This is a genomic window from Nonomuraea sp. NPDC049684, from assembly GCF_044465345.1.
Lineage (GTDB): Bacteria > Actinomycetota > Actinomycetes > Streptosporangiales > Streptosporangiaceae > Nonomuraea.
The window spans coordinates 377900-388937 of record NZ_JBITLO010000008.1 but is presented as its reverse complement, the minus strand read 5'-3'; the positions used below and the strand labels follow the sequence as shown (position 1 = coordinate 388937).

Below are 11038 nucleotides of genomic sequence, written 5' to 3'. Positions count from 1 at the left end.
TGGTAAGTTGGAAATCCGGACCTACCTGAGCGGAGGGCCCTTGTCCCGCCCGAGAGAGTGCTCGATCGCCAACGCGCTGGCCGTCGTGGGCGAGCGGTGGAGCCTGCTGGCGATGCGCGAGATCATGCTCGGGGTGCGCCGCTTCGACCAGATCGCCCGCAACACCGGCGCCAGCCGCGACATCCTCACCGCCCGGCTGCGCAAGCTGGTCGAGGTCGGCCTGCTGGAGCGGGTGCCGTACGAGCGGCACCCGCCGCGCCACGAGTACGTCCTCACCGAGGCGGGCCAGGCCCTGCACACGGTGCTGCTCGCCCTCATGGACTGGGGCGACCGGTACGTCACCGAGGGCGAGCCGCCCACCGTGTGGCGCCACTCGTGCGGCGAGCCCCTGGAGCCGCTCACGGTGTGCGCGCACTGCCGGGAGCCGGTGCGCCCGCAGGAGCTGACCGTGATCCGGGTGGACCAGCCGCGGTAGCGCGGACCCGCGATCCGGCCGGGCCGGTCGCGACAGGACCGTGATCGAGACCAGGCCGCGGTGATCCGCCGCGGGTGGTGGTAGGGCCTGCCCTACCACGCAATGGCCCGCCGCCAGGATCGATCGCTCCCCCGCCGGGCCCGTAGCGTCATGGCCATGACAACCCTCCGGCACCGCGTCGCCACCGACACCCGCTACGTCCTGCTCGGCCTCCCGGCGGCCGCCGCCTCCTTCACCCTCGCCGTCGCCGGAGTCTCGGCCGGTCTCGGCACGGCGGTCGTGTTCGCCGGGCTGCCCGTCCTGGCCGCCACCGCCGCCATGGCCCGCCACTTCGCCGACCTGGAGCGCGCCGCGCTGCCCGGCGTGCTCGGCCACCCGATCGCCCGCCCCCGCTACGCGCAGACCCCCGCGGGGGCGGGTTCCTTCCGCCGCATGATGAACCCGCTGGCCTCCGGCCAGGCGGCGATGGACCTGCTGCACGCGATCATCGCCTTCCCGGTCTCGCTGGCCGCCGCCGTCGTGAGCGCGGTGTGGTGGGCGGGCGCGGTGCTCGGCCTGACCTTCCCGCTCTACGGCTGGGCGATCGCCGCGATCCCCGGCGTGGACGGCGGCCTGCCCGCCCTGCTCGGCCTCGGCGCCGGGACCGTGCCGTTCGTGGTGTTCAACACGGCGGTGGGCCTGCTGTTCGCGCTCACGCTCGTCCCGGTGGTGCGGACGGCGGCCCTGGTGAAGGCGAGCGTGTCCCAGGCCCTGCTGACCCGCGCCCACGTCCCGTCCGTGGAGGGTGCGTCCCCGGTCTGGGTGACAGCCCGATAGGGACGGGGTTACCCTCCCAAGTGCCGAAGTTTCCGATCTTGTGAGGGCAGGGAAGCCGTGCCGTCGTGGGCAGAGCTGCCGATCGGCCAGGTGGTACGGCTCGACGCCGACCCCGACGCCCTGGCGCCGGCCCTCGATCCCCTGCCGGACGACGCCCCGGCCGTCGTCACCTACTTCGCCGCCGAGGAACGTTCCGTCGCCGACCTGGCCGCCTCCGTCCTGCGTGAGCTGGACAAGGCGGCCATCGCGCTGTTCCCGGCCTGGTTGCCGGGGGCCGAGGGCGTCGAGGGCCCGTCCGGGGTGAACGTGGCCGCGGTCCGGGCGCTGGCCCTGCGCAGGGCCTCGGTGACCGGCCACTTCGGCCCCTTCCTCGCCGAGCTGGCCCGGCGGGCGCTGACGGGCGGTCCCAGCGGGCTGGCGCCGGAGGTCCGGGCGGCGGGGCTGGCCAGGGTGCTGGCCGACAGCTTCGGCCGGGCCCGGCTGGCGGTCCTGGTGCGGGTGCCGGACGGGCTCGGTGCGGCGGCCCGGGACGTGCTGGTCGCCGGGTGCGAGTGGCTGGCGCACCGGGGCCGGGCCGGCGTCTGGCTGACGGGCGCGCCCCTGCACGACGACCGCGTGCGAACGATCGCCACCCCGATCACCCCGAACCCGCTCCCCGCCCCCCTGCTCCCCGCGAACCCGCTCACCCCGAACCCGCTCACCGCCACCCCGCTCATCGCGAACTCGCTCACCGCGAACCCCTCCTCTGCGAGCCCGGCCGCCACGGGCCCGCTCCCGGCAGTCGCAGGTGGCGTCCGGGAGGCCGTCCTGGTTCCGGCGACCGCCGATCGGGCGCCCGCCGTCGCGTATCCGCCGGTGGCGGGCAGGCCGCATCCGGGCAGCGCGAGCGAGCTGGCGCTGGAGGCCGCCCTGTCCGGGCGGGCGTGGGCCGGGGGCCGGGCCTGGAACCAGACGTACCGGCCGGGCCCGCTGGCCGTGCCGATCCGGGTGGACCTGCTCTGGGAGCGGGAGCGGTGCGTCGTGGAGATCGACGGCCCCGACCACCGGGCTCCGGCCAAGTTCGCCGCCGACCGGCAGCGGGACGTGCTCCTGCAACTCGACGGTTACGCCGTGCTGCGCTTTCCCGATGCTCAGGTGATGACTGACATGGACACTGTCGTCCGTCAGATCGGCCAGTTTCTGCGGAACCGCCGCAGAGCGGAAGGATGAGATATGCCGGACAAAGGGCTGACCCTGCCCGAGTTCACTGCCCTGCTGGTGCTGGCCGTCGAAGCCCGCGAGGTCTCCAACAGCGAGCTCAAGGAGCACTACAAGCTGACCATCGACGGTCAGCGGCGGCTGAAGCTCAACGACCTGAAGCTGGTCGAGAGCCGGCAGCCCCGGCGCGGACGCGCCTTCGTGCACGTGCTCACCGACTCCGGCTGGGCCAGGCTGGCCGAGGACCTGCGGGCCGGGGCGATCCCGCCGCAGACCGGCTCGTCGGGGGCCATCGCGCGGGCCCTGCTCGAATGGCTGCCCCGGTTCATGCGGCGCACCGACCAGCGGCTGTCGGAGATCTTCCAGCCCGAACCGGACGTCCTTCCCGCCGGCCTGGAGTCGCGCATCCGGGCCGCGTACGCCGAGCTGGCCGCCGCGCCCGGCTCGTGGGTGAGCCTGACCCCGCTCCGGCGGCTGCTCCCCGCCGTGCCCAGGCACGAGGTGGACGAGACGCTCGTCCTGATGGAACGCCTCCCGGACGTCAACCTGGTCCCGGAGTCGAACCAGAAGACGCTCACGCCCGAGGACCGCGAAGCGGCGGTGATCATAGGCGGGCAGGACAAGCATCTGCTGTGGATCGGCGACCTGTGAGCGGCGGCGGCCTCGCGGACCTGGCCGCGCTGACGTTCAACTACACCGAGGGCGCCGACGACGTGTGGCGCCGCTCCCCCTTCCACGTCGAGGGCCTGCACGGCGCGTCGACGAAGATCCTGCTCGACGGGCTGGCCGAGGCCGCCCACCGGCCCGAGAGCAGCCCCATCGGCGTGGTCGTGCAGGGCCAGCGCGGCACCGGCAAGACCCACCTGCTCGGCTGGCTGCGCGAACGCGCCCAGCGCGAGGACGGCTACTTCGTCCTGGTCGGCCTGCTGGACGCCAAGGGGTTCTGGGAGAGCATCGTGGTCTCCCTGCTGGACAGCCTCTCCCGGCCCCGCCACGACGGGCAGACGCAGCTCACCGTGCTCCTGGACCGCCTGGCCATCATGGCGGGGCTGTCCCGCATGGCCCGCCGCTCGATCACCGGCAAGCGCGGCCTGACCAGGGACGAGCTGGACGCCTTCGTCACCGCGTTCCGCCGCGTCGCAGGCCAGGTCGGCCGCGACAGCCAGGACGCCGCGCGCGCCCTGGTCCTGCTGGCCGGCGACGATCCGGGCCTTCAGGACCTCGGGGAGTCGTACCTGTCGTCGGCGCCCGAGGGCGAGCCGGGCGAGCGGGCCCGCTGGGGCATCCGGCAGCTCGGGCGCACGCCGCAGGAGATCGTCCGGGACCTGTCGCGGCTGATGGCGCTCACCGGGCCCACGATCGTCGCGGTGGACCAGATCGACCCCCTCGTCGCCCAGTCCCGCGCCACCACCTCCGGCCCCGCCGAGCACGACCCGGCCGAGCAGCTCATGATCGAGCGCATCGCGGGAGGACTGATGGCGCTGCGCGAGGTCACCCGCCGGACGCTGACGGTCGTGACCTGCATCCCCGCCACGTGGGCACTCATCGAGCGGGTCGCGGTGGACACCGTGCGCGACCGCTTCCGCCAGGCGGCCCAGCTCATGACCATCCCCGACGCCGCCACCGCCCGCGCCCTGGTCGCCACGCGCTTCGAGGTGCAGTACGGCGAGGCGGGCGTCAAGCCGCCCTACCCGACCTGGCCGGTCCGGCCGGAGGCGTTCGAGCAGGCGCCCGGGTTCACGCCGCGCGAGCTGCTCATCCGGATCGACCGGCACGTCCACGCCTGCCTCATGGACGGCGAGGTCAGGGAGCTGACCGGGTTCGCGGCGGAGGCGGCCCCGCGAACCCGGCCGCCCGCACGCCCCGCCGACCATGCCGTCCCCGCCGACCATGCCGTCCCCGCCGTCCCCGCCGATCTCGGCGCGCTCGACGCCCGCTTCGCCGAGCTGCTGGAGGCCGCGCAGGCTCCGGTGATCGACCAGGCCGGTGAGGACACCGCGATGCCCGCCCTGCTGGCCGCCGGGCTGCACGCGTGGATCGCCGAGCAGGGTCCGGCCGGCCGGGCCTTCAGCGTGGACCCGCCGCCGAGCGCCAAGCCCCCGCTGCACGCCCGGCTGCGCCGCACGCTCGACGAGAGCAGGGAGGACGAGGTCCACTGGGCCTTCCGCGCGGTCAGCGCGACGCACGGCAACGCGGCGCTGAACCGCCTCCGCAAGGCGTGCGTGGCGGCCGGGCTCGACGCGGAGGTGCCCAAACGGCGGTTGTTCCTGCTGCGCGACACCCCATGGTCGCCAGGGACGGCGACGCAGGCGGCCGTCGCGGCCTTCGAGCGGGCGGGCGGCAGGACGCTGCGGATGAGCCGCCACGACCTGCTGGTCCTGGCGGCGCTGCGGGCGCTGGTCGCGGAGAGCCCGCCGGACCTGGCCGCCTGGCTCGCCGCGCGGCGGCCGACGTCCGGGATCGGTTTCCTCACCGAGGCGCTGGCCGACGCGTGGAGCGTTCCCGCCGGCCCGGCCCCCGGGCCCCCTGTCGTGGCGCGGAGTAGGGACGGCGGCGACCAGGACCGCTCCCTGACGATCGGGCGGCGGATCGCGGACGGCGAGCCGGTGACGATCGCGCTGGAGGCGCTGCGCAAGCACACCGCGATCTTCGCCGGCTCCGGCTCCGGCAAGACCGTGCTGATCAGGCGGCTGGTCGAGGAGTGCGCGCTGCGCGGCGTCTCCTCGATCGTGCTGGACCCGAACAACGACCTGGCCCGGCTGGACGAGCCCTGGCCAGAGCCGCCGCGCACGTGGGCGCAGGGCGACGCCCGCCGCGCCGAGGAGTACCTGGCGGCCACCGACGTGACCGTCTGGACGCCGGGGCGGACCGGCGGACGCCCGCTGAGCTTCCAGCCGCTGCCCGACCTGGCGAGCCTGGCCGGCGACCCCGACGAGTTCGCCGAGGCGGTCGAGGCCGCGGTCGCGTTCATCGTGCCGCGGGTCAGGCTGGACGCCAACACCGACAAGGCGCTGCGCGGGCAGGCCGTGCTCCGGCGGGCCCTGGCCGCCTACGGAGGCGGCGGCGCGACCAGTCTGAGAGGGTTCGCGGCGTACCTGGCCGACCTGCCGGACGGGGTGAGCGAGCTGGCCAGCGCCCGGCGCATCGCGGCCGACCTGTCCCAGTCGCTGACCGCGGCGATGGACAACGACCCGCTGTTCGGCGGGGCCGGCGAGCCGGTCGATCCCGGGCTGCTGGTGACGCCGCCGCCGGGCAGGCGGGCCCGCGTCTCGGTGATCAGCCTGGCCGGGCTGCCGGGCCTGGAGCAGCGGCAGAGCTTCGTCAGCCGGCTGCAGATGGAGCTGTTCGTCTGGTTCAAGCGGCATCCCGCCCAGGACCGCCCGCTGGGCGCGCTGTTCGTCATGGACGAGGCGCAGACGTTCGCCCCCGCGGCGGGAGGCGCGTCGGTCTCCACCCGCAGCACGGTGCTGCTCGCCTCCCAGGCCCGCAAGTACGGCCTGGGCCTGGTCTTCGCCACGCAGGCGCCCAAGGGGCTGCACAACCAGATCCCGGGCAACTGCGCCACGCAGTTCTTCGGCCTGCTGAACGCCCCGATCCAGATCAGCGCGGCCAGGGAGATGGCCCAGTTCAAGGGCGGCGGCGACGTGCCGGACATCTCCCGGCTGGGCGCGGGCGAGTTCTACGTGGCCGGTGAGGGCGGCGGGTTCGCCAAGGCGCGGGTGCCCATGTGCCTGACGCACCACCCGAAGGCGCCGCTCACCACGGAGGAGGTCGTCGCCAGGAGCCGCGGGGGCGCCTGATCGCCACGGTCCCGGCCGCGGAGGGGGCGGCCGGGACCGTGCCGTCTCAGGAGGATCGGCGGGCCGAGGCGAGCAGGCGGCGGGCCAGGACGGCCAGGTAGAGCGCCCAGCCGGCGCCGACCACGGCCAGGGCGGCGACCGGCTGCCAGCCCGGCAGCTCCTCGACGGCCCGCCGGCACACGGCGACCGTCACCGGGACCGTGTAGAGCGCGAAGAAGGCCAGCCCGAGCACCCGCCCCGCCACCAGGAACCAGGCGTACACCCGGACGCCGCGCGGCGCCGTGCGGGTGCGCCGCGCCCGCAGGTACGCCTGCGCGTCGGCCATGAGGTTCTTGTTGCCGCCGGCGTTGGCGATGGCGTAGTAGACGTCGGTGCGCATGAAGAACAGGAACTGCCAGGCGATCTGCGACAGGCAGATGACCACGACCAGCCGCACCACGGGCAGGTCGGCGGCGTACAGGACGCAGGTCCCGGCGCAGGCGAGGAACCAGTCCACCCGCATGCCCGCCAGGTGGGCGCGGTAGCGGGCGCGCCTGGGCACGCCCCAGATGCCGGTGATCCTGGTCTGCACGACGAGGAACTGCAGGCGGGTGCCGAGCGACAGCTCGGCCCGCACGCCGAGCGACCGCGCCGCCGCGATGTGGCCCAGCTCGTGGACCAGCACCAGCAGCCAGGAGCCCGCGGCGAAGGCGACGGTGAAGGTGAGGCTGTCCGACCAGACCAGCGAGGAGAACGACGGCAGCACGCCGGGCCTGGCGACCGCGGCGGCCAGGGCGCAGACGGTCAGCGCGGCCAGCACGGCGTGCGCCGGGCGGGAGAACAGCCAGGCCACGTGGCCGGGCCTGATCCGGTCCCACAGGTTGGGCGGACGCCGGGGCCGGCTGAGCAGCCCGGCCGCGCCGAGCCCGGTCACGAACTCGGCGACGTCCACGTCCAGGCCGCGTTCGGCCAGGACCAGGGCGCGGGCCTCGGCGGCCGTCCTGGTGCCGTCGAGCGCCTCGACCACGGCCGCCGCCACGCCGGGCACGTTGACGAACGTCTCGCCGTTGCCGATGACGTAGTCGTCCGGGCCGTCGGCCACCACGCTGAGGAACGACAGGTCCGTCAGCGGCTCGGCCTTCACCCGCACACCTGGCAGCCGTCGCGGCGGTCGAAGTCGTAGGCCGTGGTGGTCAGCGTGAGCAGGTCGAGCCAGAGGCTGCGGCCCTCGACGGCGGGGGCGCCGGTGCCGGTCAGGAAGCGGATCACCTCGGCGGCGAGCATGCCCGACACGATCCCGCACAACGGCCCGAACGACGGGATGGCCCGTCCGGGGTTGTCGTTGGCGGGCAGGACGGTGGAGCCGTACCGCGCGGCCAGGGCGGCCTCCTGGCAGGCCAGGCAGCCGGTCCTGCCGGGCACGACCAGCGGGCCGAGCAGGCCGACGTGCTGGTTGAAGCCGCCGGTGACGAACGGCGTGCCGGCCCGCACGCAGGCCTCGTTGACCCAGCGGCGGATGTGCGGCTGCGGCGTGTCGACGGTGTTGACCACGAGGTCGGCGCCGGTGACGACGTCGGAGGGGCCGGTGATGCGCCGCTCGACGCGGGTGACGCGGACGTCCGGGCAGTGCTCGCGCAGCCTGCGGGCGGCCGCGGCCGTCTTGGGCTCGCCGAGGTCGCGCACGGTGTAGAGGTGCTGGCGGTGCAGGTTGCCGATCTCGACGCGGTCGTCGTCGAGCAGGGTCAGGCGGCCGACGCCGGAGGTGGCCAGGTGCAGGGCGACCTGGCCGCCGATCGCGCCGGCGCCGAGCACCGCCACGTGCCGGCCGGCGAGGTCGCCGAGCGCGGCCACGGCGCGGTCGGCCGGCTGGAACATGGCCATGAACAGCGCGAACCTGGACAGCCGGGCGTCGGCGGCGAGCGTGACGAGCTCGGTGTCGGTGACCAGGAAGCGGGCCGCGCGCAGCTGTTCGACGGCCGAGTCGATCTCGGCGGGGGTGAGGTCGTCGAGGAGGTCGTACAGGTCGGACTGCTCGACGGGGGTCTCGGCGCACAGGCGCAGCAGGCGACGCAGGGGTGGCGGCGCCGGGTCGAGGATCTGGCCGGTCGGGGGGAAGTCGCCGAGCCGTACGCGCCCGCGGGCGTCGTCGATGAACAGGGGGAAGACCGGATTCACCTGAATCCTGGGCATGAAGGCGGCTCCCGGGCGAGTGAGGGCCTCCCGCGGGGTCGGGCCGCGTCGCGGGAGGCCCGAAGAGGTCAGCAGCTGTTGCTGTTTCCGGTGGTCTCGACTTCTTCGACCTTCTTGATCTCGATCGTCATGAGCGATCCTTCCGTCGATCTTGATGGGCCGATGAGATCATAAAGTAAAGATCGCCCCTTTTGATAGACCCAAGTACGAAATATCCGCGAAATCGTCTTATATCCGCGCAATAAAGTCGCGGGATCGTTTCCACATAAGCGCGGCCGACTCTTCCGAGTATCCGGGAAGATCGGGATCGGCGAACAAGTGCACATTTCCCGGATAAATGAAGCACTCGAATAACGGTCCCAGCTCCGTCCGCAGACTGCGGACGTCACCGGCGTCCACCCACGGGTCGCCCTCCGCGTAGTGGAGCTGCACCGGCACCGAGACCGGCCACCCCCGCGCGCTGACCTCGGCCACGGCCGCGCAGCCGTGGTAGAGCAGCAGCCCCCGGGCCAGCGGGTGCGTGGCGGCCAGGAGCTGGGCCCCGAACCCGCCCAGCGAGAACCCGGCGAACACGACCGGCCCGCGCGCCTGCGCGGCGATCTCCCGCCAGCGGCGCGCGAGCTCGTCGAAGCCGATCGCGTCCCGTTTGCGCAGCCCGGATTCGAGGTCGTCGAAGACCTCGCCGTCGTAGTAGTCGGGCGTGCGCACGACGTGCCCGCCCGCGCGAAGCGCCTCCGCGGCCCCCATTACCCCCGGTCGCAGGCCCTGTGCGGAGTGCAACAGGATGATCTCTGCCATGTGCACTGTGTACCACCGCGCGCAGGCCCCACCAAGGGCCCCGTTCGGGCACCCTCCCGTGCCCCCGCCCCGGCGCGCGGATCCCCGGGCGGTGGCCATGTCCGCCCGGGGGGTCGCGCGGTCAGGAGCAGGTGTAGGCGGACGGCGTCGCGGTGTCGCCGCCCGGCCTGGCGACCTGGAACCCGAAACTGGTGCTCGCGCCGGGCGCGAGGGTGCCGTTGTACCCGGCGTTCCTGGCGGTGACGTTCTGCCCGCTGACGGTGACGGCGGCGTTCCAGGAGCCGGTCAGGGTGTGCCCGGCGGGCAGGGTGAAGGTGACCGTCCAGCCGTTGACCTGGGACGTGCCGGTGTTGGTGACGGTCACCGGCTGGATGACGTACCCGCCGCTCCACTGGGTCTGCACGGTGCCCGCGGCGGTGCAGCCGCCTCCGCCGCCCCCGGTCAGGGTGGTGAAGGTGACCGCCGGGGAGTCGCCGGACAGGTTGCCCGCGCCGTCCCGCGCCCGCACGTAGACCTGGTACTGGGTGCCCGCGGTCAACCCGGTCAGGTTGATGCTGTTGCCGGTGGACTGGCCGAGCCGGGTGTCGGTGCTGCCCTGCTCGCGGTAGACGTCGTAGCCGGCCAGGCCGCTGCCGCCGGTGTCGGTGGAGGCGGCCCAGGTGAGCGTGGCCGAGTTCGCGGTGACGTTGCCGGCCGTGGGCGTGCCGGGCGTGCTGGGCGGGGTGGTGTCGGTACTGCTGCCCCCGGCCAGGGCGTCGTGCACGGCGGTGTACGACGGCTTCTGCTGGTAGCTCTCGTCGTAGATCAGCGCGGCGCCCTGGCCGGGGAAGGTGTCGGGCACCCAGGAGTACTTGTCGGTGAAGCCCCAGATCGTCACGCCCTGGCAGGCGGTCACCGCGAGACAGGCGTTGACGACGTTGCGGTAGTAGGTGGCCTGGGTGGCGTCCTTGGTGGCGTCCCTGGGGGTCTGCATGCGCACGTCCAGCTCGGTGATCCGGACCTGGACGCCGAGGGCGGCGAAGCGCTGCAGGTTCTGCTGGAAGTCGCCGGGGAAGCCGTACTGGATGGCCAGGTGGGACTGGAAGCCGACGCAGTCGATGGGCACGCCCTGCTGGCGCAGCGAGGAGACCAGGTTGTAGATCGCCGTGCTCTTGGCGTTGATGCCCTCGGTGTTGTAGTCGTTGATGCACAGCTTGGCGTCGGGGTCGGCGGCGCGGGCGGCGCGGAAGGCGTCGGCGATGTAGCCGGAGCCCAGCGTGTTGTACCAGAACGACGTGCGCAGGTTGCCGTTGTCCTCGAAGACCTCGTTGACCACGTCCCAGGAGACCACGGCCGGGTTGTCGGCGAAGTGGCCGACGACGTTGGCGATGTGGTTCTGCATGGCCGCGCGCATCGCGGTCGCGCTCAGGCCCTGCACCCAGCCCGGCGTCTGGTTGTGCCACACGAGGGTGTGGCCGTGCACCTGCTGGCCGTTCTGGGCGGCGAAGGCGACGATCGCGTCGGCGCCGGAGTAGGTGAACTGGCCCTGGCTGGGCTCGGTGGACTCCCACTTCATCGCGTTCTCGGCGGTGACCTGGCTGAACTCGGTCGCCGCGATGTTCCGGTAGGAGGTCTCGCCGGCCAGCGGGCTGGTGGCGAGCGCCGTGCCGATGAACTTGCCCTTGGCGGCCGCGTGCGTGCGCAGGGGCGCCGAGGCGCCGGCCGAGGTGGCGGGGAGGAGGAATGCTGCGAGAATCCCCAGCAGGGCGAGGACTCTGACGGACAGTGACGAGACCACGGGCAT

The 11038-nt window shown here is 73.6% G+C and carries 9 protein-coding genes; 5 read left to right on the top strand and 4 right to left on the bottom strand.

The genetic code is table 11. From position 1 onward, the window contains the following. The first annotated feature begins 40 nt into the window (after positions 1-40). The 5 genes from ACIBST_RS26480 (at position 41) to ACIBST_RS26460 (ending at position 6288) form a co-directional block, all read left to right on the top strand. The gene (locus ACIBST_RS26480; RefSeq protein ID WP_397175397.1) at positions 41-475 is read left to right on the top strand and encodes a winged helix-turn-helix transcriptional regulator; all 435 of its coding nucleotides are present in this window, start codon (positions 41-43) and stop codon (positions 473-475) included. Positions 476-631: 156 nt separating this feature from the next. Then, a complete protein-coding gene (locus ACIBST_RS26475) occupies positions 632-1291 on the top strand; it encodes a sensor domain-containing protein (RefSeq protein WP_397175395.1) in 660 nt (219 codons plus the stop codon). A 57-nt stretch (positions 1292-1348) separates the two neighbouring features. Continuing rightward, positions 1349-2500 carry an endonuclease domain-containing protein gene (locus tag ACIBST_RS26470; protein ID WP_397175393.1) on the top strand — a complete coding sequence of 384 codons (1152 nt, stop codon included), beginning with the start codon at positions 1349-1351 and terminating at the stop codon, positions 2498-2500. Between the two features lie 3 nt (positions 2501-2503). Further along, entirely contained in the window at positions 2504-3139 is a 636-nt protein-coding gene (locus ACIBST_RS26465; RefSeq protein ID WP_397175391.1) for a hypothetical protein, read from the top strand. Further along, positions 3121-6288, top strand: coding sequence for a helicase HerA domain-containing protein (locus tag ACIBST_RS26460; protein WP_397175389.1), 3168 nt, complete (start codon positions 3121-3123; stop codon positions 6286-6288). Before ACIBST_RS26465 ends, ACIBST_RS26460 begins: the two co-directional genes overlap by 19 nt. A 46-nt stretch (positions 6289-6334) precedes the next feature. Here ACIBST_RS26460 and ACIBST_RS26455 read toward each other — a convergent pair whose 3' ends face one another. The 4 genes from ACIBST_RS26455 to ACIBST_RS26440 form a co-directional block, all read right to left on the bottom strand. Beyond that, entirely contained in the window at positions 6335-7411 is a 1077-nt protein-coding gene (locus ACIBST_RS26455) for a hypothetical protein (RefSeq protein ID WP_397175388.1), read from the bottom strand. After that, positions 7408-8457, bottom strand: coding sequence for a TOMM precursor leader peptide-binding protein (locus tag ACIBST_RS26450; RefSeq protein WP_397175386.1), 1050 nt, complete (start codon positions 8455-8457; stop codon positions 7408-7410). The genes ACIBST_RS26455 and ACIBST_RS26450 overlap by 4 nt, the downstream gene beginning before the upstream one ends. Before the next feature lie 228 nt (positions 8458-8685). Then, a complete protein-coding gene (locus ACIBST_RS26445) occupies positions 8686-9255 on the bottom strand; it encodes a dienelactone hydrolase family protein (RefSeq protein WP_397175384.1) in 570 nt (189 codons plus the stop codon). Between the two features lie 121 nt (positions 9256-9376). Then, positions 9377-11038 carry an endo-1,4-beta-xylanase gene (locus ACIBST_RS26440; RefSeq protein WP_397175382.1) on the bottom strand — a complete coding sequence of 554 codons (1662 nt, stop codon included), beginning with the start codon at positions 11036-11038 and terminating at the stop codon, positions 9377-9379.